This window comes from Pseudomonas sp. GL_090, assembly GCF_057837765.1.
On sequence record NZ_CM174452.1, the window covers coordinates 4,261,189 to 4,283,879 of the forward strand.

Annotated in this window: 25 protein-coding genes; 9 read left to right on the top strand and 16 right to left on the bottom strand. The window is 61.8% G+C overall.

Annotated features, from left to right (window positions below; translation table 11 throughout):
• Positions 1–77: 77 nt before the first annotated feature.
• Together AC3ITA_RS19110 and AC3ITA_RS19115 are read left to right on the top strand one after the other, a co-directional pair.
• On the top strand, positions 78–1,913 hold the full coding sequence (locus AC3ITA_RS19110; RefSeq protein ID WP_489278204.1) for a type VI secretion system family protein: 1,836 nt from the start codon (positions 78–80) through the stop codon (positions 1,911–1,913).
• Positions 1,913–2,560, top strand: coding sequence for a DUF2931 family protein (locus tag AC3ITA_RS19115; RefSeq protein ID WP_150673495.1), 648 nt, complete (start codon positions 1,913–1,915; stop codon positions 2,558–2,560). The genes AC3ITA_RS19110 and AC3ITA_RS19115 overlap by 1 nt, the downstream gene beginning before the upstream one ends.
• A gap of 91 nt (positions 2,561–2,651) precedes the next feature.
• Here the strand turns inward: AC3ITA_RS19115 and AC3ITA_RS19120 are convergent, their stop codons facing one another.
• The 3 genes from AC3ITA_RS19120 to AC3ITA_RS19130 are packed head-to-tail and all read right to left on the bottom strand — an operon-like array spanning position 2,652 to position 5,516.
• Positions 2,652–3,767, bottom strand: coding sequence for a 3,4-dihydroxy-2-butanone-4-phosphate synthase (locus tag AC3ITA_RS19120; protein ID WP_489278205.1), 1,116 nt, complete (start codon positions 3,765–3,767; stop codon positions 2,652–2,654).
• Entirely contained in the window at positions 3,764–4,690 is a 927-nt protein-coding gene (locus AC3ITA_RS19125; RefSeq protein ID WP_150673456.1) for an alpha/beta hydrolase, read from the bottom strand. The genes AC3ITA_RS19120 and AC3ITA_RS19125 overlap by 4 nt, the downstream gene beginning before the upstream one ends.
• Positions 4,677–5,516 (bottom strand): SDR family NAD(P)-dependent oxidoreductase, encoded by an 840-nt coding sequence (locus AC3ITA_RS19130; RefSeq protein ID WP_489278206.1) that lies wholly within the window; start codon positions 5,514–5,516, stop codon positions 4,677–4,679. Before AC3ITA_RS19130 ends, AC3ITA_RS19125 begins: the two co-directional genes overlap by 14 nt.
• Positions 5,517–5,662: 146 nt before the next feature.
• On the opposite strand from AC3ITA_RS19130, the gene AC3ITA_RS19135 reads away from it, so the two are divergent.
• From AC3ITA_RS19135 to AC3ITA_RS19150, 4 genes are all read left to right on the top strand, one after another.
• Positions 5,663–6,706: a 3-ketosteroid-9-alpha-monooxygenase, oxygenase component gene (locus tag AC3ITA_RS19135; RefSeq protein WP_414928489.1), complete on the top strand. Its 1,044-nt coding sequence runs from the start codon at positions 5,663–5,665 to the stop codon at positions 6,704–6,706.
• 136 nt (positions 6,707–6,842) lie between these two features.
• Positions 6,843–7,973 carry a helix-turn-helix transcriptional regulator gene (locus tag AC3ITA_RS19140; RefSeq protein ID WP_095944329.1) on the top strand — a complete coding sequence of 377 codons (1,131 nt, stop codon included), beginning with the start codon at positions 6,843–6,845 and terminating at the stop codon, positions 7,971–7,973.
• Between the two features lie 87 nt (positions 7,974–8,060).
• Complete coding sequence (nudE, locus tag AC3ITA_RS19145; protein ID WP_489278207.1) at positions 8,061–8,609, top strand: ADP compounds hydrolase NudE; 549 nt, start codon at positions 8,061–8,063, stop codon at positions 8,607–8,609.
• 250 nt (positions 8,610–8,859) lie between these two features.
• On the top strand, positions 8,860–9,027 hold the full coding sequence (locus AC3ITA_RS19150) for a hypothetical protein (protein ID WP_172435356.1): 168 nt from the start codon (positions 8,860–8,862) through the stop codon (positions 9,025–9,027).
• 65 nt (positions 9,028–9,092) lie between these two features.
• Here AC3ITA_RS19150 and dmpG read toward each other — a convergent pair whose 3' ends face one another.
• Genes dmpG through AC3ITA_RS19170 form a run of 4 tightly spaced genes read right to left on the bottom strand, consistent with a single transcriptional unit; the run spans position 9,093 to position 12,698 of the window.
• The gene (gene dmpG, locus AC3ITA_RS19155) at positions 9,093–10,127 is read right to left on the bottom strand and encodes a 4-hydroxy-2-oxovalerate aldolase (RefSeq protein WP_095944327.1); all 1,035 of its coding nucleotides are present in this window, start codon (positions 10,125–10,127) and stop codon (positions 9,093–9,095) included.
• Between the two features lie 13 nt (positions 10,128–10,140).
• Positions 10,141–11,049, bottom strand: coding sequence for an acetaldehyde dehydrogenase (acetylating) (locus AC3ITA_RS19160; RefSeq protein WP_095944326.1), 909 nt, complete (start codon positions 11,047–11,049; stop codon positions 10,141–10,143).
• Positions 11,050–11,067: 18 nt separating this feature from the next.
• A complete protein-coding gene (locus AC3ITA_RS19165; RefSeq protein ID WP_150673452.1) occupies positions 11,068–11,859 on the bottom strand; it encodes a fumarylacetoacetate hydrolase family protein in 792 nt (263 codons plus the stop codon).
• Positions 11,856–12,698: an alpha/beta fold hydrolase gene (locus tag AC3ITA_RS19170; protein WP_150673451.1), complete on the bottom strand. Its 843-nt coding sequence runs from the start codon at positions 12,696–12,698 to the stop codon at positions 11,856–11,858. Before AC3ITA_RS19170 ends, AC3ITA_RS19165 begins: the two co-directional genes overlap by 4 nt.
• A 273-nt stretch (positions 12,699–12,971) precedes the next feature.
• On the opposite strand from AC3ITA_RS19170, the gene AC3ITA_RS19175 reads away from it, so the two are divergent.
• Together AC3ITA_RS19175 and AC3ITA_RS19180 are read left to right on the top strand one after the other, a co-directional pair.
• Positions 12,972–13,748, top strand: coding sequence for an SDR family oxidoreductase (locus tag AC3ITA_RS19175; RefSeq protein ID WP_150673450.1), 777 nt, complete (start codon positions 12,972–12,974; stop codon positions 13,746–13,748).
• A gap of 13 nt (positions 13,749–13,761) precedes the next feature.
• The gene (locus AC3ITA_RS19180; protein WP_150673449.1) at positions 13,762–14,259 is read left to right on the top strand and encodes an SRPBCC family protein; all 498 of its coding nucleotides are present in this window, start codon (positions 13,762–13,764) and stop codon (positions 14,257–14,259) included.
• A gap of 142 nt (positions 14,260–14,401) precedes the next feature.
• Here AC3ITA_RS19180 and AC3ITA_RS19185 read toward each other — a convergent pair whose 3' ends face one another.
• From AC3ITA_RS19185 to AC3ITA_RS19225, 9 genes are all read right to left on the bottom strand, one after another.
• Positions 14,402–15,238: an IS3 family transposase gene (locus AC3ITA_RS19185; RefSeq protein WP_489277972.1), complete on the bottom strand. Its 837-nt coding sequence runs from the start codon at positions 15,236–15,238 to the stop codon at positions 14,402–14,404.
• Positions 15,235–15,540 (bottom strand): IS3 family transposase, encoded by a 306-nt coding sequence (locus tag AC3ITA_RS19190; RefSeq protein ID WP_008047186.1) that lies wholly within the window; start codon positions 15,538–15,540, stop codon positions 15,235–15,237. The genes AC3ITA_RS19185 and AC3ITA_RS19190 overlap by 4 nt, the downstream gene beginning before the upstream one ends.
• A gap of 574 nt (positions 15,541–16,114) precedes the next feature.
• Positions 16,115–16,549: a nuclear transport factor 2 family protein gene (locus AC3ITA_RS19195; RefSeq protein WP_414928495.1), complete on the bottom strand. Its 435-nt coding sequence runs from the start codon at positions 16,547–16,549 to the stop codon at positions 16,115–16,117.
• Complete coding sequence (locus AC3ITA_RS19200) at positions 16,546–16,935, bottom strand: steroid Delta-isomerase (protein WP_489278208.1); 390 nt, start codon at positions 16,933–16,935, stop codon at positions 16,546–16,548. The genes AC3ITA_RS19195 and AC3ITA_RS19200 overlap by 4 nt, the downstream gene beginning before the upstream one ends.
• Positions 16,936–18,138: an acetyl-CoA C-acyltransferase gene (locus AC3ITA_RS19205; protein WP_489278209.1), complete on the bottom strand. Its 1,203-nt coding sequence runs from the start codon at positions 18,136–18,138 to the stop codon at positions 16,936–16,938.
• A 29-nt stretch (positions 18,139–18,167) separates the two neighbouring features.
• Positions 18,168–18,626, bottom strand: coding sequence for a MaoC family dehydratase (locus AC3ITA_RS19210; RefSeq protein ID WP_095944318.1), 459 nt, complete (start codon positions 18,624–18,626; stop codon positions 18,168–18,170).
• Between the two features lie 2 nt (positions 18,627–18,628).
• A complete protein-coding gene (locus tag AC3ITA_RS19215; protein ID WP_414928499.1) occupies positions 18,629–19,411 on the bottom strand; it encodes an SDR family oxidoreductase in 783 nt (260 codons plus the stop codon).
• Positions 19,412–19,424: 13 nt separating this feature from the next.
• The gene (locus AC3ITA_RS19220; RefSeq protein ID WP_414928500.1) at positions 19,425–20,618 is read right to left on the bottom strand and encodes an acyl-CoA dehydrogenase family protein; all 1,194 of its coding nucleotides are present in this window, start codon (positions 20,616–20,618) and stop codon (positions 19,425–19,427) included.
• On the bottom strand, positions 20,615–21,787 hold the full coding sequence (locus tag AC3ITA_RS19225) for an acyl-CoA dehydrogenase family protein (RefSeq protein WP_489278210.1): 1,173 nt from the start codon (positions 21,785–21,787) through the stop codon (positions 20,615–20,617). Before AC3ITA_RS19225 ends, AC3ITA_RS19220 begins: the two co-directional genes overlap by 4 nt.
• A gap of 172 nt (positions 21,788–21,959) precedes the next feature.
• Here AC3ITA_RS19225 and AC3ITA_RS19230 point away from each other — a divergent pair, with 172 nt between their 5' ends.
• Complete coding sequence (locus tag AC3ITA_RS19230; protein WP_095946368.1) at positions 21,960–22,604, top strand: YceH family protein; 645 nt, start codon at positions 21,960–21,962, stop codon at positions 22,602–22,604.
• Positions 22,605–22,691: the final 87 nt, after the last annotated feature.

A 22,691-nucleotide genomic window follows, 5' to 3' on the forward strand; every position in this document is an offset into this window, starting at 1 on the left:
TCACACCCGAGCCAGTGCAAACCATCGAGCAGCAGCGCCTCCCTCACCGGGGGTGCCAAGGACACGGAGTTCGAATCATGGCTGAAGGATATTTTATTTGTCTGGGCGACTGGACCAGCTGCGGTGGCAAGGTGCTGGACGCCAAAGCAGACGTCGCGATGTTCGACGTCGCCCTTGCGTGTGAGGGCGATCCGGTTTCCTGTGGCGCGAACAACAATATTTACGTGATCCTCGGCGGTGTCCCGAGTATCGACAGCGACGGAAGACTGGTGGCCGGTACCCTGGACAGCTACAGCAGTTGCCCCTGCAGCGCCAGGCTGATCCCTTCGATACTCGATACCACTTATGAGTCCAGCGATGACGCTGAGGCACTGACTTCCAGAACAGTCGCTCAGCCGGCAACTTACGCTCCAGCCTATTATTCAACGACCGCGCGGGCTCCGGCCTCCCCGCCACCGCCATCGGGATGGGTGCAGAAACAGCCGACACCCAACAAAATCGGCATTGCACTGCGCATCGGCGTGTTTTTCGACGGTACTGGAAACAATGCCGACAACACCGCACTCGGGCTGGCTTGCGGGGCCCACCATGCCATCCTGCCTGAAGATCTGGAGGCCAGTTGCAAGCCGTATATGAGTGATCCGGGGAGTAGTTATGGGAATGATGTGACCAACATCAAAAAACTCAGCGAGCTTTACATCTCAGATGAAGGCATGGAAGAAGCAGGGTTAAGCAAGTCGGTGCAGCGAACACTTTATGTTGAGGGTATCGGTACTCGATCTGGCGAAAAGGACAGCCTGATAGGGTCCGGAACAGGTCGAGGTGAGTCTGGTGTTGTTGGGCGAGTTCAACAGTCGTTTGGAGTTATCAGTACCTTTATCGATGAAGTTGCAAGGGAAAACCCGGACGGCGAAATCACCTCACTGACCTTCGACACCTTCGGCTTCAGTCGCGGTGCAGCCGCTGCCCGTCACTTCGCCAATGAGGTGGCGCTGAGCAGTCAGGGACTGCTGCAAAGGGTTCTGATCAACAATGCACAGGGCTTCAGTCGCCAGTTCCTGGGGCAGTATCACCGCGACATCCATATGGGGTTTATCGGTCTGTTTGACACCGTCGCCTCCGTTGCCGGTATCAGCAACCTGGGCAATGTCCAGAGTTCGGTCGCTCCGGGTTTGCGCCTGCATCTGCCCCGCTCCCTGTTTCTCGATGTGGTGCATCTGGTGGCCCGCGATGAGCATCGCGCCAATTTCCCCTTGAGCCGGGTCGCACCCGATCATCCAGAAATTGCCTTGCCCGGGGTGCACTCGGACATCGGTGGCGGCTACCTCGCCGAAGCCCAGGAACGCGTACTCGTTGGCCCGATGCAGGGTTTGACCGTAGCTCAGGGCACGGATGTCAGGAGCACGTCGATCTACCGTGTTGCGCGGCAGCACAGGGCCAACATGATTACCCAGGGTTGGCCGGCCGACATGCTGGAAATTGTCACCCCCGAGCCAAGGCTGCTGCCCCCCGACCTGCAGGACCGTGCAAGCGCGCGGGAGCAACGGGTTTACGCTGGCTTGCAACTTACGCGCTCGGTCCGGGGCGAGCTGTCGCGAGTCTACCTGCGACTGATGCACGAACTAGCCAAACAAAAAGGTGTGAGGTTTAACGATCTTGATGAGCATGACCCTCAATACAGCCTTCCGATAGAACTCCAAGCGCTATGCGACAGGTTTGTTGCCGGTGCCTACCACGTTATGCCAGCCGAAGAACGCATGCTCAAGCACCGCTACATCCACACATCGGCACACTGGAATCACCCGCTGGATAAAACCGGGCAACGCGAAACCAGGGTTCTGTACATCAATGCGCCCACCGCCGATGCCGTACGTGTGCAGCACCCTCACGCACCACGCGGAGGTCAGGGATGATGAAAAAATGGATGACCCTCACGGGCCTTTTATTCCTCGGCGGCTGCCAGGCCACCGATCCGTTGTCAGCTGAGCACGACCCGCACTCGCCTTGGTGGAGCATTGATTTTCAAGGGCCGTCGTACATGCTCGGCTGGGTCGAAAACAGTACTGCAGAAGATATAAACGGCAAATTCTTCAACAATCATATGGGAGGAGTAATCGGGACTGACACCGCATTGGAGGGCTCGGAGGCCGCTCGTGGCTGGCACCGGGCCGGAGGTAATGTCAGGCCCGTGACCGGCGCCGCACTGCCCAAGCGCATCTTTGTCCGCTGGCAATCGGTCGTCGAACCCCAAACCTACAAGGTCTGGGTCGACATCCCCGAGCAAGCGCGCGAGATCATGCGCACATCCATCAGTCGACGCTGCCCGGACACCCTTCGATCTCGCTACTACGCCTCGCTGATTCTGGGCCTGGCCCCGGGCGGCGTGGTGCAGGTGTGGGTGCGCGATAGCTGTCATGACGCAATCAAGGTCGCCCGGGCTCAGGCCGAGGTCGAGCCCTTGGGTCCGCATCTGGGTAAGTCCAATGGACACTACTACCCACAATCCGAGAAATCGAAGCGCTACATCGAACGCTACGGCATCCCCTATGGCAGTTGGTAACCCTGCGCTGCCACTCCGAGGCCAAGGATGATGAAAAGTCTGGCAGACGACGCCCGGCGCACGCCCTCTCCCACCGGTTTATGGGCTTGCATTAGCCTATCGGTTGAAACGGCACGAATTCCGTCACTTCCAGGTCGAACCCGGACACGGCCTTGTACGGTACCGGGGAGCTCATCAAGCGCATTTTGCGTACATTCTGGTCGCGCAGGATCTGTGCGCCGATGCCCAGGGTTCGTTGTGGAAACTGTGGTGTGCGCTGCTTGCCGCCACTGCGCTGGCGCAACTGTTCAAGCACACCGTCGGCGCTTTCCTTTTGGGCCAGTAACACCAGTACGCCGTTACCGGCGGCGGCGATGCTCGCCAGTGAGCGATCCAGGCTCCACTGCTGCGCCCCGCTTTCGCTTTCACACCCCAGCACATCGCGCAACGTCTCGATGCCTTGCACCCGCACCAGCACCGGTTGCGTGCTGTCGATCCGGCCCTTGACCAGCGCCAGGTGCAGCGAGCCCTGGTAGGTGTCCTGATAGGTCGTCACGCGGAACTCGCCGTGGCGGGTATGCAAGGGATATTCGCCGCCGCGCTCGATCGTGCCTTCATGCAGGATGCGGTAGTGAATCAGGTCGGCGATGGTGCCGATGCGCAGGCCATGCCGATGGGCAAATTCATGCAGCTCGGCACCACGGGCCAGTTCGCCGTCCTCGTTGAGAATGCCCACCAGGGTTGCCGCCGGTTGCAGTCCCGCCAGGCGCGTCAGGTCGCACGCGGCCTCGACATGTCCGGCCCGCTGCATCACGCCACCGGGCAAGGCCTGCACCGGGAAGATATGCCCCGGCTGCACCAGGTCCGTCGGGCCGCTGGCCGGATCGACCGCGACCTGGATCGAACGCGCCCGGTCCGCCGCCGAGATACCCGTGGACACCCCGGTGGCGGCTTCGATCGAGCGGGTAAAACCCACGCCATGTTGCGCCCGGGAGTTGGGCACCATCAGGTCCAGGCCCAGCGCACGGCAGCGCTGCTCGGTCAGGGCCAGGCAAATCAGCCCGCGCGCCTGCACCGCCATGAAGGTGACGGCCTCGGCCCCGGCTTGTTCGGCGGCCATCAACAGCGAGCCTTCGCCGTTGTGTTCGTCGTCGGTGATCACCACCATCTGACCTGCACCAATGGCCTCGATCAGTTGCGGTACCGTGTTGAAAGCCAGGCCGCTCATTTGAGCGCCCCGCGCAGGTCGGTCGCCGCATCGGACAAGGCGCGTGCCGCCCCTTCGACAAATGCAGCCATGCTGATAAAACCGTGGATCATGCCGTCACAACGCTGTACCCGCACAGGCACACCGGCCTCGCGCAAGCACTCGGCCATTGCCTCGCCTTCATCACGCAACGGGTCGAATTCGGCGGTGATCAGGGTCGTTGGCGGCAATCCCGCCAGGCTCTCGGCGCGCAGTGGCGAGGCCAAAGGATCATCCGCCTGCCCGACGTCTTGCAGATATTGCTGCCAGAACCAGCGCATCATCCCGGCGGAAAGCAGATAGCTTTCGGCAAAGTCTTCGAAGGACTGAGAGTCGCAACCTGCGTCGGTAACGGGATAGAACAGACACTGATAGCTGATTTTCGGCCCCCGGCGCTGTACCGCCAACTGACTGACCGCCAACGCCAGATTGCCCCCGGCGCTGTCCCCGGCCACGGCCAGTCGACTGCCATCGACCCCAAGTTCGGCGGCATGTTCGACCAGCCAGCAGGTGGCCGCATAACAATCGAGGGGCGCCGCCGGGAACGGGTTTTCGGGGGCCAGTCGGTAGGCAACGGACACCACCACCGCCTCGGTCTGGCGGGCCAGCGAGCGGCAGAGATTGTCGTGGGTATCGAGATTGCCCATGACAAATCCGCCGCCATGGAAAAACACCAGCAATGGCAGATCAGGTTGTTCCGATGGCCGGTACAGGCGTGCGTCCAGTTCACCGTCCGCGCCGGCCACCCGCAGGTTGCGCACCTCGCTCATCGGTTCGCCGGGGATCGCCGGCAGCAGGTTGTCGGAGAACTGCCGGTACTGAGCAGCATCGACCTGGCTGAAATCGGGCTCCGGGATGTCGCGAAACTGCTGGAGGACCCCAGCGATCTGCTTATCGAGCGGCATGGGCATCATCCTCTACGTCGGCCATTTGGAACTGCGGATTGGTCTCGCCCAGAATGCTTTGGACCCGACGCTCAAGGGCCGGCTTGAAACCCTTGTGGGGCAGGATCCAGAAACGCTTTTGCGCGACGGCGGCGAACACCTGCGCGGCCAGTTCCGCCGGGGTCATGCCCTGGCGAATGGTGCTGTCGAGCAGTTGACTGAAGTCGGATCCGGCAGTGTCCATCACCTGGTTCGAGGCCATGATTTCACTGGCCACCGGCCCCGGGCACAGCACCGAAACCGACACCGGTGCACCGATCATTGCCAGTTCGTAATGCAGGGTTTCCGAGAGCGCGACCACAGCCTGCTTGGTCACGTTGTACGGTGCCATCAGCGGACTGCTGACCAGCCCGGCAAGGGACGCCGTGTTGATCACATGGGCCGCCCGGCCCTGGCTGAGCAACAGCGGCACAAAACTGCGAATGCCGTTGATCACGCCGTTGAGGTTGACGTCGAGCATGCGCTGCCATTGCGCTTCGGTGATTTCCCAGCTGAAACCGGTCTGCATCACCCCGGCATTGTTGAACAGCAGGTCGACCCCGCCAAAGTGCTCGACAGCCCGATCACGCAAGCGCTCGACCTGCTTCGCATCACCGACATCGGTGACGCAGGCAATCGCTTGCACACCGCAAACCTTCAATTCGTCGCACAGGGCTTGCAGGCCCGCTGCATCCCGATCCGCCAGCACCAGGCGCATGCCCAGCGTCGCCGCGTGTTCGGCCAAGCCGCGGCCAATACCACTGGCGGCCCCGGTAATCACCGCTACCGGCCCTTGTTCATTACTCATCGCCAACTCCTGCCATGGGTCCAATGGCACCAGTAGAGCGGGCCTACTTAACGCAGCCATCGTCCATTCAGACGATGCCCGCTTTTACAGGGGCGGCAGAATCCGTTACATGCGCCAACCCCGTGATCCCTTGGGAGAATAATAAGATGAGTACCCTGCACCGCATCGAAGCCAAACTGCTGGAAGACCGCTACGCCCGCGGCTGGCATTGCCTGGGCCTGGCCGCGCAATACCGCGACGGCAAGGCCCACCGCCTGGAGGTGTTCGGCACCCGCTTGGTGGCGTTCCAGGGTGAAGACGGCGAACTGCATATCCTTGATGGCTACTGCCCGCACATGGGCGCCGACCTGAGCACCGGTTGCGTTGAAGGCAACTCGATCCGCTGCCCGTTCCACGCCTGGCGCTGGGGCGCCGATGGTGTTTGCGATGACATCCCTTATGCCAAGCGCATTCCGCCACGGGCCAGGATCAAGAGCTGGCCGATCATGGAAGAGAACCAGTTGCTGTTCGTCTGGAATGACCCCGAAGGCAACCCGCCGCTGCCGGAACAACGCATTCCGCGCATCGACGCCTGCTACAGCGACGAATGGGCGGCATGGGAAGTTGCCGAATTGCAGATTGGCACCAACTGCCGCGAACTGATCGACAACATCGCCGACATGGCGCACTTCGGCACCGTGCACGGCGCGCCGGTCGAAGAGTTCATCAACATCTTCCAGGGCCACCTGGCCACCCAGATCATGCGCGCCCGCAGTGAGCGCCTGTCCGGCGACAGCGTGCTGACCACCGAAGCCACCTACTTCGGCCCGGCCTATCAGATCACCGAGATGAACGGCGCCATGAACGGCCAGCCGATCCATTCGATCCTGCTCAACTGCCACGTGCCGATCGATCTGGACAGCTTCACCCTGCGCTACGGCGTGCTGGTGAAGAAGATCCCGGGCTTGAGCGAAGAGCAGAACCAGGCGATGGCCAAGGCCTACGTAGCGCAGGCGCAGGCAGCCTTCTACGAAGACGTGGCCATCTGGCACAGCAAGACCCGCGTCGACAACCCGTTGCTGTGTGACGGCGACGGTCCGGTCTATCAGTTGCGCCGCTGGTACGAGCAGTTCTACACCGACGTCCAGGCGCTGTCGGCGGACGTTGCCGAACACAAGAAGTTCGTCGTGCGCGCCAGCGAACGGGTCTGACGCCAGCGGCTTTTCGCCCGCCCCGGGCCTGACCGGCAGCCGCCGGTCAGGCCCTGAGCCCGAGCGTTGCAAGGAGTCGATACCGGCGCTTATCCTCGGCCACCGCCAACGCTAATAATAAAAACGGTTTTTCCCTATGCAGCAGAGCCTCAGCCTCGATACGTTCAGTGATTTGATCGGCAACCTCTATCAGGGGCCGCTGGAAACCATTCCCTGGGCGACTTTTCTCAATCAGCTCAATGTGCATCTGAACAGCAAGTACGTGACCTTCATCCTGCGTCCGCCCAGCGCCCATGTGGACGGCCTGATGGTCAACACCACCGGCACCTCGACCGAGGCGACCGCGTCGTACAACAAACACTTTTTCAGCCTCGATCCGTTTGTCGACCTGCCCAACCGCCAGGTCGTGACCCTCGCCGAGTTCGTCTCCAACGACGACTGGCAGAATTCCGAGTTCTATAAGAATTTCCTCGAACCGGTGGACGTGTTCCACATCCTCGGCGCCGACATCAACACCGTCGACGGCGCCCAGTGCCGCATTCGCATCAGCCGCGGACGTGACGACAAGCCGTTCGGCAATGAAGAAAAGGCCATGCTCACGCATTTCATTGCGCACCTGGAACGCTCGATCAAGATCCACATGCAACTCAACCGCATCGAAGCCGAGCGCAACCTGTACGCCGGCGCGGTGAACCAGATGGCGGTCGGCACGATCATCCTCGACGAGTCCGGCAAGGTGCTGCAGACCAACCAGGTCGCCGACCGGCTGATCCAGGAAAAGGACGGCATCAAACTGGTCAACGATGGCTTGCAGGTCGGTACGGCCCGGGATACCCAGGAATTCCGCAGACTGGTCAAGCAGTCGCTACTGTCGCAAAAGAGCGGCAACCCGTCAGTGGTCGAGGCCCTGCGCGTACAGCGGCCGTCGGGGAAAGCGGATCTGGGGATCATCGTGCGCTCGGTGCCCTTGAGCGACTGGAGCGAAGGCAAGCAGTGTCCGACCGTGGTGATTTTCATCAGCGACCCGGAGCAGCAGTCCACCGCACCGCAGGATATTGTCCGTGCGCTGTTCGACTTCACCCCGGCGGAAACCCAGCTGGCGATGTTGCTGGCCAACGGCTTGACCCTCGACGAAGCGTCGGAAGAGCTGGGCATCAGCCGCAACACCTCCCGGGCACACTTGCGCTCGACCTTCTCCAAGACCGGCGTGACCCGCCAGACCATGCTGGTGCGCCTGATCCTGCGCAGCGTGGCAACCCTCGGCTAACCCTCATTGCTGCCCTCGTCCGCTCGGACGATGGCGGCTCCCGTTGTACAGCGCACAGTGTCTTTATCCCAAACAGGGGACTGCCCCATGCGCAACTGCCCAACCATCCTCAAGACTGAACTGCTGGCGCAAAGCGGCCACTTTCAGATCGAAGCCCTGCACCTGCAATTCAGCAACGGCCAGCAGCGGGTCTACGAACGCCTGCGCGGCACCGGTTATCGCTCGGTGATGCTGGTGGCGATGCCCGATCCTGCGCATGTGCTGCTGGTGCGCGAATACGCGGTCGGCGTGGAAAAAACCATTCTCGGCCTGCCCAAGGGCGGTGCCGAGCCCGATGAAGACTATTTGCAGGCGGCGCAGCGCGAGCTGAGCGAAGAAGTCGGCATGCGCGCCGAACGCCTCACCGAACTGGGCGAGCTGACCTTGGCACCGGGGCACTTGTGCCACCGCTACCGGGTGGTGCTGGCCGAACAATTGAGCCCCTGCCAACTGCAAGGCGACGAACCCGAACCCCTGGAATGCCTGCGTGTACCCCTGGCACAGATCCCCGAACTGGTGGCCCGTGGCGAACTGCATGAAGCCCGGGCGATTGCGGCGCTGTTCATGGCCATGGGCGCCCTCGCCCGACGCACCTGACACCACACAAAACCTGTAGGAGCGAGCCTGCTCGCGATGAGGCCAGCACATCCAACATCCATGCCGCCTGACATACCGCCATCGCGAGCAGGCTCGCTCCTACAGGGGATCACGACCAGGCACAGATCCCGGGAACACCACAAGGAACGGGGAAGCTTCAATTTGAACGGATAGTCCATTCGGACGAAGCCACTCGCGAACCGCCGCCATAACCTGTCTCTACAACAATAAAACCGTGTCGAGACTCACCATGCGCAAAACCACTTGTGCTCTGTTCATCATCCTCTGTGCGGGTGCTTCCACCAGCCTCTGCCAACTGTTCAAGAACGAAGCCTACCGACCGACCACCGCCTACTTCAGCTGTTCGAGCTCGGCGATCAATTGCTTTCCGCCCGTGGTGCGCAATCTGCTGCCTTGAGCATGGTTTCCACCGGCCATAAAAAAACCACCGAATCATCGGTGGTTTTTTCGTTGCCGCAATAATCAGGTCGGCAGTGCACCCCTGGCCCGCGACAGGGTCAGTGCCAGGTCTTCGATCATGTCTTCCTGACCACCCACGGTTCCGCGTCGGCCCAGCTCAACCAGCAGCTCGCGAGCAGCAATACCGTACTTCTGCTCAGCCCGCTTGGCGAACAGCAGGAACGAGCTGTACACCCCGGCATAACCCAACGTCAGCGCATCGCGGTCGAGGCGGATCGGCTGGTCCATCATCGGCACCACCAGGTCTTCGGCCACGTCCATGATCTTGTACAGGTCGACGCCACTGTTGACGCCCATGCGCTCCAGCACCGCGACGAACACTTCCAGCGGCGTATTGCCCGCCCCCGCGCCAAGACCTGCAACCGATCCGTCGATGCGCGCGGCGCCGGCCTCAATGGCCGCCAGGGAGTTGGCGATGGCCATGCCCATGTTGTGATGGCCGTGGAAACCGACTTCGGTCCCGGCATTCAATCCGGCACGCAGGGCGCCGATCTTCTGCGTCACTTCATCGGGCAGCATGTAGCCGGCCGAGTCGGTACAGTAGATGCAATTGGCGCCGTAGCTTTCCATCAGGCGCGCCTGCTCCAGCAGCTTCTCCGGGCTGACCATGTGCGCCATCATCAGGAAGCCGACGGTGTCCAGGCCCATCTTCGCCGACATACCGATGTGCTGGCCGGACACGTCTGCCTCGGTGCAGTGAGTGGCCACGCGAATGGTCGATACGCCGTGTTCGTGGGCCATCTTCAGGTGGTCGAGGGTGCCGATCCCCGGCAACAGCAGGGCCGAGACCCTGGCCTGTTTCATCTGCGGAATCACCGCGGCGAAATACTCCTCGTCGCTGTGGGCCGGAAAGCCGTAGTTCAGCGACGCACCGCCCAGGCCATCGCCGTGGGTGATTTCGATCAGCGGCACACCCGCCGCATCGAGGCCGGTGGCCACCGAGACCATTTGTTCAATGCTGATCTGGTGCTGTTTGGCGTGCATGCCGTCGCGCAGGCTCATGTCGTGCAGACGGACGCTCTTACCTTGCAAATTCATCGGAATTCTCCACTCAACGGACAGGCAGTTGCAGGGTGCCCTTGTGGGCTTCTTCGGCGAACATCTCGGCCGTGCGCAAACCGGCGGCGGTCATGATGTCGAGGTTGCCGGCGGACTTGGGCAGGAAATCGCCGAGGCCTTCGACCTCGATGAAAATCGACACCTTGCGCCCGTCGAACACCGGCCCGTTGATCAGTTTGTAGCCCGGTACATAGCGCTGAACTTCGCGGACCATCTCCAGCACCGACGTACGGATCGCATCCTGGTTCGGCTCGTCATCGGTCAGGCAGTGGATGGTGTCGCGCATCATCAGCGGTGGCTCGGCCGGGTTGATCACGATGATCGCCTTGCCGCGTCGGGCGCCACCGATCTTCTCCACCGCACCGGCCGTGGTGCGGGTGAACTCGTCGATGTTCTGTCGCGTACCCGGGCCGACCGAACCGGAAGAAACCGTCGCGACGATTTCGCCGTAGCTCACCGGTTGCACCCGCGACACTGCTGCCACCATCGGGATGGTCGCCTGGCCACCGCAGGTGACCATGTTGACGTTCATCGCCAGGCTCGACGCGTGCTCCTTGAGGTTGACCGGCGGCACGCAGAACGGGCCGATGGCCGCCGGCGTGAGGTCGATCATGATCACCCCCAGCTCGTTGAGCTTGCGGCTGTTTTCGGCATGCACGTAGGCCGAGGTGGCATCGAAGGCGATACGGATGTCATCGTCGAGTACGTGGGGCAGCAAGCCATCGACACCGCCGGCAGTAGTTTTGATGCCCATTTCCCGAGCACGTTTCAGACCCTCGGATTCAGGGTCGACACCGACCATCCAGACGGGCTCGATCCATTGCGATCGGCACATTTTCATCAGCAGATCGGTGCCGATGTTGCCCGGGCCGATAATGGCCGCTCTGAGTTTTTTACTCATGGGGTCAAACTCCAAAAGTCAGGCGCAGAAAGACACCCGGGCACTGCCCAGGCCATCAATGGTCAGTTCAAAACGGTCGCCGGCACGGGCCGGTTCCAGTGGCACCAGCGAGCCGGACAGGATGATTTCCCCGGCTTTGAACGGAATGCCGAAGGCACCCAGGGTGTTGGCCAGCCAGGCCACCGCCGTCAACGGGTTACCCTGCACCGCCGAACCCAGGCCTTCGCTCAGGGGCTCACCGTTCTTGAACACACGCATGCGCAAGTTCGGCAGGTCCAGCTCGCGGGGGGCGACCTTGCTGTCGCCCAGCACGAACACGCCGCAGGAGGCGTTGTCTGCGACCGTGTCCTGGATGCGGATGCGCCAGTCATGAATCCGCGAGTCGACGATCTCGAAGCACGGCATCACGTATTCGGTGGCGGCCAGCACGTCGGCCTCGGTAATGCCGGGGCCGACCAGGTCATGCTTGAGCTTGAAGGCGATCTCGCCCTCGGCGCGGGGCTGGATCAGTTTGTTGGCGGACAGGGAAATCCGGGCATCGTCATCGAACGACATCTGCCGCGTGATGAAGCCGAAATCCGGCTGATGCACGTTGAGCATCTGCTGCACCGCCGCCGAGGTCACGCCGATTTTCTTGCCGACGATCTGGTCACCCGCCGCCACCCGACGCTCAATGGCGTACAGGGAAATGTGATAGGCATCTTCGATGCTGATCGACGGCCAACGCTCGGTCAGCGGCGCCAGGGTGGAGCCGCTGAGCAGCGCCTGATAAAGCTCTTCGCCGAACTCTCGGCGCAATTGCACGCTCATCCGAGGGCCTCCTGAAAAAACGCCAGGCACTGGCGGTTGAAAAAGTCACGGTGCTCGACCTGGACCCAATGCCCGCACTCGCTGAGCATCACGAAACGGATTTTGCTGCAGTGCTCAAGCATGGTCTGGGCGCCGGAGGACGGGCAGAACTTGTCGTTCATGCCCCAGAAACCGAGGATCGGGCACTGCAACTCGCCCAGGCGTGACGTCATGTTCGGCACCTGCATGGTCGACAGCACGTACACCGGTTGCTGTTGCACCACAGCCACGCGTTCGTTGACCGTTTCGTCGCTGATCAGGCTTTCATCGAACAGTTGCAGCGCCAGCAGGCGACGCATGCCCGCCGCATCGTTCAGTTCACCCTTGGCGAAGGCCGCACCCATTTTCTGGATGCCTTCCATCTGCAGGTAGTACTGTTCCTTTTCCATCAGACCACCGGGCGCCATCAGCACCAGACGGCTGACACGCTGCGGTTGGTCGAGGGCCAGTTTGATCGCGATCGCGCCGCCCAGGGAGTTGCCGACCAGCACGCAACGCTGGATGTCCAGGGCGTCGAGCAGACCGTTCAGCGCTGCAACAAAGAAGTCCAGGGTGTAGAGGGTGTCGGGTTTGTCCGAAGCGCCGTAGCCCGGCAGGTCCGGGACGATCACCCGGTAACCGGCCTCGGCGAACACCGGGTAGTTCTGCTTGAAGTTGCTGTGACCGCTGGCACCCGGCCCGCTGCCATGGATGAAAATCACGGGGTCGCCGTTGCCGGTGTCATGCCCGCCGATGTCTTTGTAGTGCAGCTGCAAACCATCCGACAGCGTAACGAAGTGCCCTTGCGCTGAAGCGCCCATAAGGTGTCCTCCCGGCCTGTTGTTGTAGCCGGATTATTCCGAGGGGCCGGATGGTCAACATCGTCCGACAGGACTACGTGCCCCACCTGTAGGAGCGAGCTTGCTCGCGAAGGAGGCCAGGACAGCGCGGGGCATCAGGTTTTACGCGTTATCGTTGACGTCCATCGCGAGCAGGCTCGCTCCTACACCGTTCCTAGTCTCATCGGACGTTGGATTACAGGGACCACAGACCTAGCATCGATAGCATTCCCGAGCGACAAAAAGAGAATCCCCATGCTTGATCCGATGGACTTTCGCAGCAAAGTGGTACTGGTCACCGGCGGTGGCAAAGGTGTGGGGCGCGGTATCAGCCAGCGCTTCCTCGACTGCGGCGCCGAGGTGGTGATCTGCGGGCGCGAAGCACCACAGACCTTACCTGCCAGCGCCGGGCGCGAGGCGCTGTTCCTGCCCTGTGATCTGCGGGATGTCGAGCAGTCCGGGCGTTTGATCGCACACATCGTCGAGCGTTTCGGTCGCCTCGATGTGTTGGTCAACAACGCCGGCGGTTCGCCGAATGCCGATGCCGCCACAGCCTCGTCGCGTTTCAGCGAAGCGATCATCCGCCTGAACCTGATCGCGCCGCTGAACCTCTGCCAGCAGGCCAACCAGGTGATGCAGGCCCAGGCCGATGGCGGTGCGATCATCAACATCTGCAGCGTCAGCGCCACCCGCCCTTCCCCCGGCACCGCCGCTTATGGCGCGGCCAAGGCCGGCCTGCTGAACCTGACCACCTCGCTGGCAGTGGAATGGGCGCCAAAGGTGCGAGTCAACGCCGTGACCGCCGGGCTGATTCTCACCGAGCAGGCGGCCATGCATTATGGTGACGACGCAGGCATTGCACGGGTGGCGGCAACCATTCCGTTGCAACGCCTGGCGACCCCGGAGGACATTGGCGACACCTGCCTGTACCTGGCTTCGAAGCTGGCCCGTTACGTCAGTGGCGCGGATATCGCAGTGCATGGCGCGGGTGAGCGGCCGGCGTTTCTTGATGCCGCACAATCTCATTCATAAGAGGACTTTCGAGATGCCCGCGATTGCCAGCCACATCGTACTGCTTGACCTTTCACAGCCAGCCGCATGGGCCAAACTGCGCGACCTGAGCCTCGCTCCACACTACGTGCCGGGCCTGACCGGTTGCCAGTTTCATCCCGGCGCAACGCAAGGTGTCGGCGCCAGTCGCCGAGTGTTGCGCAAGAGTGGTCAGTATCTGGATGAAAGCGTGGTGCAGTGGCAGGAAGGCACAGGGTTCGTGTTGCGGTTGCACAAGGGCGGCAATGACTCGCCCTTTCCGTTTCGCGAGGCGAGTTTCAGTTATGCCTTGCAAGCCGAAGGCAACGCGACCCGCGTCACCCTGCAAATGCGATACAGCCTGCGCGGCGGCAGGCTGATGGAATTATTTTTGGGAAAAGCCTTCAACAAAGTCGTGCGGCAGATTGCCGAGAACCTCAAGGTTTACTACGAAACCGGCCGAACGCAGAATCCGGATATGGCTGTCAGCATATCCAACATCGATGTTGCCTGACACGCCGCCTTCGTCGGAACGCCGCCCGGGGCAAGCCCGCTCCCACAGGGGATTGGGGATACTCGCAATGTCGGCGTCACCACAAAAAACTGTAGGAGCGAGCCTGAACTGGTCAAGTAATCCCGGACACCGGTTACGGTGTTTATGCCGCTTTTTGCTCCATGGCTATTGGCGACAGATAGTTGTTGTAGCTGTGGAGCCTGGTGCGGTTGTAGTACATGAAGAAGCGCACCATATCGGTTTTTGCTTCCTCGATCTTGCTGTAACCACTGCGAGGCACCCATTCTGATTTCAGCGTGCCGAAAAACCGCTCTGTTGGAGCGTTGTCCCAGCACTGCCCGCGATGACTCATGCTTTGCAATATGTCACGACGCTTCAGTTCTTCTTGAAACTTGCGGCTGGTGTACTGACAGCCCTGATCCGAATGGAACATCAGTCCCGGAGGACACGTTCGAACCTCTGCTGCCATGCGTAGCGCCTTGCTGACCAAGTGGGCGTCATTGACCAGCGAAAACGCCCAGCCAATGACGCGGCGAGCAAACAAGTCGATCACGATGGCCAGATGAACCCAGCGTTTGCCCACCATCAAGCTGGTAACGTCGCCACACCAAACCTGATCGACTGCAGCCGGCTTGAAATTGCGCTTGAGCCGATTGGGCGCGACAAATGCTTCAACGCCTTTGGATCTGAATGGGTGAGGCTGACGTTGTTTACTGACAATGTTGGCCTCCCTCATCAGCACTCTGACAAGGCCTCTTCCGATCGCGATGTTTTGGGACTTCAGGTTCTTGCTGATCATTCTGGAACCCATGGCTTCCCGGCTTTCGCTGTGCAGTTCAACCACTTTCAGCTTGAGCTCTTCGCGTCTGATCCGCGGTTTGGCTCGCCGCTGAAGCCACTCATAAAAGCTGCTGCGCTTCACCTCGAAAACACGACACACAATGGCAGTCGGGAATGACTCTCTTAGTTCCGCAATCATCGAAAACGATCGGGATCCGACATCAAGAGAGCGGTAGCCTTTTTTAAGATCTCGGCTTCCATCTCCATGCGCTTGATCTTGGCCTTTAGTTCCTGGATCTGCCGTTGATCTTCGGTAATCGCCTTGGTGCCCTTGACGGGCTGTCCCTCGCGTTCCTTGCGAACCTGATCGACCCAGCGCCGTAAAGCGGTGGGCCCGATGTCCAGCGATGCACACACGTCTGGAACCGGGCAGTTATCATCAAGCACCATGCTGGCAGCATGCAGCTTGAATTCGCGGGTATAGACCTTTCTTTCGTTCATGGAACCTCCAAGTTGGCGAAATCATATCGCCCTTAAGAGGTGTCCGGAATTATTAGGCCAGTTCAGCCTGCTCGCGATGAGGCCGGCAAATTCAACATTGATGTTGCCTGTCATGCCGCCATCGCGAGCAGGCTCGCTCCCACAAGGGGGATCGGGTTGTACGCTAATGCCAGGTTCACCACAAAGAAACTGTGGGAGCGAGCCTGCTCGCGATGAGGCCGGCACATTCAACATTGATGTTGCCTGTCATGCCGCCATCGCGAGCAGGCTCGCTCCCACAGGGGGATCGGGTTGTACGCTAATGCCAGGTTCACCACAAAGAAACTGTGGGAGCGAGCCTGCTCGCGATGAGGCCGGCACATTCAACATTGATGTTGCCTGTCATGCCGCCATCGCGAGCAGGCTCGCTCCCACAGGGGGATCGGGTTGTACGCTAATGCCAGGGTCACCCCAAAAACTGTGGGAGCGAGCTTGCTCGCGATGAGGCCGGCACGTCCAACATCAATGTTGCCTGACATGCCGCCTTCGCGAGCAGGCTCGCTCCCACAGGGGCCACCTCTGGGGCGAGCGGTCTTCAGGAACGCGCCACTTGCGAGTGAGCGGTAAAACGGGTGGCGACTATCTTCCATTGGCCGGCGATACGCTGGTAACGGTCCTGATAGAAGCCACCCAGCTGCCGCGTCGCCCCGCTCTCGCCATCCAGGTTGAAATACCACAGGGCCCAACGGCCCTGGGCCTGATCCTCGTTCAGCACCTCGATTTCCGGGTTGGCGCCGTGATGCAGGTCGATCACCCGCTCATGGCAAGCCAGTTCGCGGTACAGCGCGACAAAACTGTCGCGCTCACGAAAGATCCCCAACGGCCCGTAATCGATCAGCACTTCACCTTCGGCGAAGCAGTCGGCAATCACCTCGACCTGCTTGAGATCGCAGGCGTTGAGGTAGCGATGCTTGAGTTGGCGGATATCCTCCAGTGCCTCCAGGCGGGCAATCCGCTGTTCCAGGTTCATGCTGCACCTCGCGCTGTTACGTTAACTTCACTCCAGAAGGCTTTCATCGAGCGGATCTTGCCGTCGGCGTCGAACTCCATCACGTCGATCACATGCAGTGAGCACGGTTGCCCGCCCCACTCCATATCGACCCGGAACGGCATCGCTCCGCAACCGTTGAGCGTCGCGCGCACCGGACCGGTCCGGGTCGCCGAGACCTTCATCGCCCCCAGTCCTTCACGGTAAAAGCGCGTGATGGCGTCGATGCCTTGCAACGGCGCCTGGCCGACCGGGTCTTCAACGGTGGCGTCTTTGGCGTAGAGCGCGAGGATGCCCTCGATGTCGCCGGCATCCACCAGTTCCACGTAGCGTGCCATGGTCGCCTGGATCTGCTGTGCGCTGATCATTCAGACCACCTCGAACAGGGCGGCAGCGCCCATGCCGCCACCGATGCACATGCTCACCACCACGTAACGCAAGCCGCGACGCTGGCCTTCGACCAACGCGTGGCCGACCATCCGCGCCCCGGACATGCCGAACGGATGGCCGATGGAGATCGCCCCGCCGTTGACGTTCAGGCGCTCGGCCGCAATGCCCAGGGTGTCGCGGCAGTACAGCACCTGACAGGCGAACGCTTCGTTCAACTCCCAGAGGCCGATGTGGTCCATGGTCAGACCGTGGCGCTTGAGCAGCTTGGGAATGGCATACACCGGGCCGATGCCCATCTCGTCGGAATTGCAGCCGGCGACGGCCATGCCGCGATAGATCCCCAGTGGTTCCAGGCCACGCTTCTCGGCCATTTTGGCGCTCATCAACACCGAAGCCGATGCGCCGTCGGATAGCTGGGAGGCGTTGCCGGCGGTGATGAATCGACCCTTGTCGCTCCACTGACCGCCGGGCCATACCGGTTCCAGGGCGCTCAGGCTTTCGCGAGAGGTGTCGATGCGGTTGCATTCGTCACGCAGCAAGGTGACGGTTTCATAGCTGGTTTCGCCGGTGGCCTTGTCGAACAGTGCCTTGCGGCTGGTCAGCGGCGCCAGTTCCCGGTCGAATCGCCCGGCGCTCTGGGCCTGTGCGGTACGCAGCTGGCTCTGGTAGCTGTATTCGTCCTGCTCGTCGCGGGAGATGCCGTAGCGCGCGGAGACGATCTCGGCGGTTTCGATCATCGGGATGTAGGCGTGCGGGTCCAGCTCGATCACCGAACCCGACTGGTTGCGATAGAGGTTCTTGTGCTTGTTCTGCACCAGGGATATCGACTCCAGGCCACCGGCCACGGCGATGTCGATTTCGTCGCACATGATGCCTTTGGCGGCCATGGCGATGCTCATCAGGCCCGACGAGCACTGGCGCTCGACCGCCATCCCGGCCACTGACGTCGGCAAGCCGCCGGCAATCGCGCAAAGACGCCCCAAATTGTACGACTGGGTGCCCTGCTGCGCCGCGGCGCCGATGATCACGTCGTCCACTTCACCCGGCTCGATGCCGGCACGGCGCACGGCTTCGCGCACCACGTGGCCACCCAGTTGCGGCGCTTCGGTGTCATTGAACGCACCACGAAAGGCTTTGCCGATCGGAGTGCGGGCGGTGGAAACGATGACGGCTTCTTTCATGCTGGATTCCTCGAAAATTCTATTGAAGGTCAAGCCGGGTAATAGCGACTGATGGTGTCGACCACGCACCCGGGACGTTCCTCGCCGTCGATTTCGACGCTGACGCGGATGGTCGCCTGCACGCCGCCCTTCACTTCCTCGACCGCGATCAATTGCGCACTGCCGCGCACCCGCGAGCCGACGCGCACCACCGAAGGAAAACGCACCCGCTCACAGCCGTAATTGACGCCCATCGCCAGGCCACGGACCTCGACGATCTGCGGCAGGAACAGATTGACCAGCGACAGGCTCAGGTAACCATGGGCAATGCAGGTGCCAAACGGGCCGCTGGCAGCCTTGACTGGATCGACGTGAATCCACTGGTGATCGCCAGTGGCGTCGGCGAACCGATCGATGCGGTCTTGTTCCAGCAACAGCCAGTCGCTGGCGCCGAGTGATTCGCCCACGGCATCGAACAAGGCCATCGGCGTGTCGAACATTCGTGGCATGGTCACGCCCTCTGGCTGGACACCGACAACACTTCGCCGGTCATGTAGGAGCTGTAGTCGCTGGCCAGGAACATCATCACGTTGGCCACTTCCCAGACTTCGGCGGCGCGGCCGAACGCTTCGTTGGCGGCCAGTTGATCGAGCACCGCCTGGGGCGCGGACTTGCGCAGGAAATCGTGCAGGGCAATGCTCGGGCTGACCGCGTTGATGCGGATGCCGTAGTCGGCGGCCTCGACCGCTGTGCAGCGGGTCAGCGCCATGACTCCGGCCTTGGCGGCGGCGTAGTGCGCCTGTTCTTTCTGCGCGCGCCAGCCCAGCACTGAGGCGTTGTTGACGATCACTCCGGCACGCCGCTCCATCATTTTCGGCAGCATGGCGCGGGTCATGCGCATGGTGCCGGTGAGCGTCACATCAATGACCCGATTCCACTCTTCATCGGCCATGTCCACCAGCAAGCGCGAGCCGCCGAGGCCCGCGTTGTTGATCAGCACATCCACGCCTTGCAAGTCACGTTCGGCGCAGGCGATCAGCTGCTGAACCTGGGCTTCGTCGGCAACGTTGCAGACCTGGCCGAACACGTGTTGCAGCCCGGTGGTTTCGCGGATTTTCAGCACCGCTTCGGCCAGCCGGCCTTCATGGATATCGCTGATCATCAGCGCACGGCAGCCTTCTTCGGCAGCACGCACGGCGGCGGAAAAACCGATACCGGCGCCTGCGGCGGCGGTGATCAGCACCGACTTGCCGCGCAGCAGGCCGCGACCTTCAACATATTGAGGTACAGACATGAACTCTCTCCTTTCAGGCACGCGGACGCGGCTCTTTGGGCATGCCCAAGGCACGCTCGGCAATGATGTTGCGCTGGATTTCGTTGCTGCCGCCGTAGAGGGTGTCGGCGCGGCTGAACAGGTACAGCGACTGCAAACGGGTCAGTTGGTAAGGTCCGGCTTCGAGCAATTCCGCCTCGGCGCCGAGAACGTCCATCGCCAACTTGCCGAGGCTGGCGTGCCAGGTCGACCAGAACAGCTTGTAGATGGTCGCCTCCTTGCGCAGCGATCCGTCCTGGCTACCCGAGAGCATGCGCAGCGAGTTGTAACGCATGATCCGCAGCCCGCTCCAGGCTTCGGCCAGGCGCTGACGCAGGATCGGATCGCGGTCGGCGCCATTGGATTTGGCGATGGCGATGATTTCGTTGAGTTCGTTCTGGAACTGCATTTGCTGGCCGAGGGTCGAGACTCCGCGCTCGAAGCCCAGCAGCGCCATGGCGATCTTCCAGCCGTCGCCCGGCGCGCCGATGATGTTGGCGGCGTCGGTGCGGGCATCGTCGAAGAACACCTCGTTGAATTCCGAGGTGCCGGTCAGTTGCTCAATCGGGCGAACGCTGATTTCAGCCTGGGCCATCGGCACCAGCAGGAACGACAGACCGCGATGGCCGACGCTGCCCGGTTCGGTGCGGGCGATGACAAAACACCAGTCCGACTCGTGGGCCAGGGAGGTCCAGACTTTTTGCCCATTGATCAGCCATTGGCCGGTCGCTTCATCCAGCGTTGCACGGGTCTTGACGTTGGCCAGGTCGGAACCGGCGCCCGGCTCTGAATAGCCCTGGCACCAGAACGACGTACCGCTGACGATCCCCGGCAAAAAGCGCTGTTGCTGTTCGACCGTGCCGAATGCGGCGATGGTCGGCCCGGCCAGGCCTTCGCCGATATGGCCCATGCGGCCAGGGCCGCCGGCGCGGGCGTACTCTTCGTTGAAGATCACCTGCCGGGTGATCGACAGGCCGCGCCCGCCATGCTCCGGCGCCCAGCCGACGCAGGTCCAGCCGCCTTCTGCGAGCTTGCGCTCCCAGGCTTTGCGTTCTTCGGGAAACATGTGCTCATCGCCCGGACCACCGCGAAAACGCAGGGCTTCGAACTCGCCGCAGAGGTTGGCGCTCATCCAGTCGGCGACTTCCCGACGGAAGCATTCGTCCTGCTCGCTGAAACTGATTTTCATGGCTGCTCTCCCAGAATCACCGAAGCAATGCGCTCGCGATGCCAGGCCGGTAGCCCGAGGAAACTCTCGCTGGCGCGGGCGCGTTTGAAGTAGAGGTGCGGGTCGTATTCCCAGGTGAAACCGACGCCGCCGTGCAACTGGATGGACTCGGAGGCGCAGTGGAAATAGGTTTCCGAACACTGCGCCTTGGCCAGCGCCGCCGCCAGAGGCAGTTCGGCCGCGACCTGAGGATCACCTTGGGGATCGAGGACCTCTTGGGCCACGCACGCGGCGTAATAACTGGCGGATCGCGCGCATTCGACTTGCAGCATCATGTCGGCGGCGCGGTGTTTGAGGGCCTGAAAACTGGCAATCGGACGACCGAACTGCTGGCGCTCCTGCATGTAGGCCACGCTGAGGTCGAGCACCTGTTGCGCGCCGCCGGTCTGCTCGGCGGCCAGGCCGATGCAGGCCAGTTGCAGGACGCGTTCAAGGTGCGACCAGCCGTTCCCGAATTCTCCCAGCAGGCAGTCGGCTTCAAGGTACAGGCCCTTGAGCTGGATCCGCGCCTGGCGCCGGGTCTGGTCCATGGTCGGCAGCATTTGCCGTTCGATGCCTGCGCTTACGGCGTTCACGGCAAACAGACTGATGCCTTTTTCGCCGGTGGTTCCGGGTTGTCGCGCGGCAATGATCAACAGGTCGGCGCCATGGCCGTCGAGCACATGCTTGAGGGTGCCGTCGAGGACGAACCCGTCGCCTTCGGCCACCACCGTTGTCTGGACATCCTCGGCGGACCAACCGTTGGCACTGCTGAACGCCAGGGTCCCGGTCACGCTGCCGTCTGCAATCGACGGCAACCAGCGCTGCTTCTGTTCATCATTGGCCGCCAGCAACAGTGCTGGGGTGGCCATGCAGGCGGTGGCGAAAAACGGCGAGCACAGCAAGCGCCGGCCCATCTGCTCCAGCAGGATCGTCAGCTCGACAAAGCCCAGGCCCAGGCCACCATAGGTTTCGGGGATATGAATCGCCGGCCAGTACATTTCCTGGCACAGACGCTGCCAGAGGGCTTCGTCGAAACCCCGCTCGCTGACCATCGCCGCGCGCACGGCGGCTGAATCCGAGACATCGGCGAGGAAACCCTCGGCCGATGCGCGGATCATTTCCTGTTCGTCGCTGAATGCAAACTCCATCGCGGCGCCTTCTGCTCGTTTGGCGGGGCGCGCGTGGCGCAACACCCCTTTGAGCATGAAGTTTGGCGCTGGCCGGACGCGGCAGAATCGTTAGCCTTGCCTAGTCCGAACGGGCGATGTCAAAGTGCGCTTACGCAAGTGAAAAACATGAATCGGCTAAGGATGCAGAACCATGAGCACTGAGCAAGAGACGACTTTCGACGAGCCGCGGCTCAACAGCACGGAAATCCGCATTCTGGGATCGTTGATCGAGAAACAGGCCACCAGCCCGGAAACCTATCCCCTGACCCTCAATGCCCTGGTGATTGCCTGCAACCAGAAAACCAGCCGCGAGCCGGTGATGAACCTGACGCCGGGCCAGGTCGGCCAGAGCCTGCGCGCCCTCGAAGGACGCGGTTTCGCCAGGCTGGTGATGGGCAGCCGCGCCGACCGCTGGGAGCACAAGGTCGACAAGGCCCTGGAACTGGTGCCGGCGCAAGTCATCCTGACCGGGCTGATGTTTCTGCGTGGTCCGCAGACCGTCAATGAACTGCTGACCCGTAGCGGCCGCATGCATGAGTTCGAAGACACCGAACAGGTGGTGCATCAACTCGAACGCCTGATTGCCCGGGGTCTGGCGGTGCTGATTCCGCGTCAGGCTGGCCAGCGCGAAGACCGATACACCCACGCCCTGGGCGACCCGGCGGATATCGAAGCGATCATGGCGGCAAGGAACAACCCGGCCGAGCGTGGCAGCAGCGGGGTTTCGGTTGAACGCATCGAAGAACTGGAAGCGCGGATTGCGGCGCTGGAAGAAAGGCTGGCTCGGCTCGAATAACCTGGATGTTTGCCTGGCAAAAAAACCTGTAGGAGCGAGCCTGCTCGCGAAAAACGTCCAGACGACGCGCTCATTCAGACAGCACGC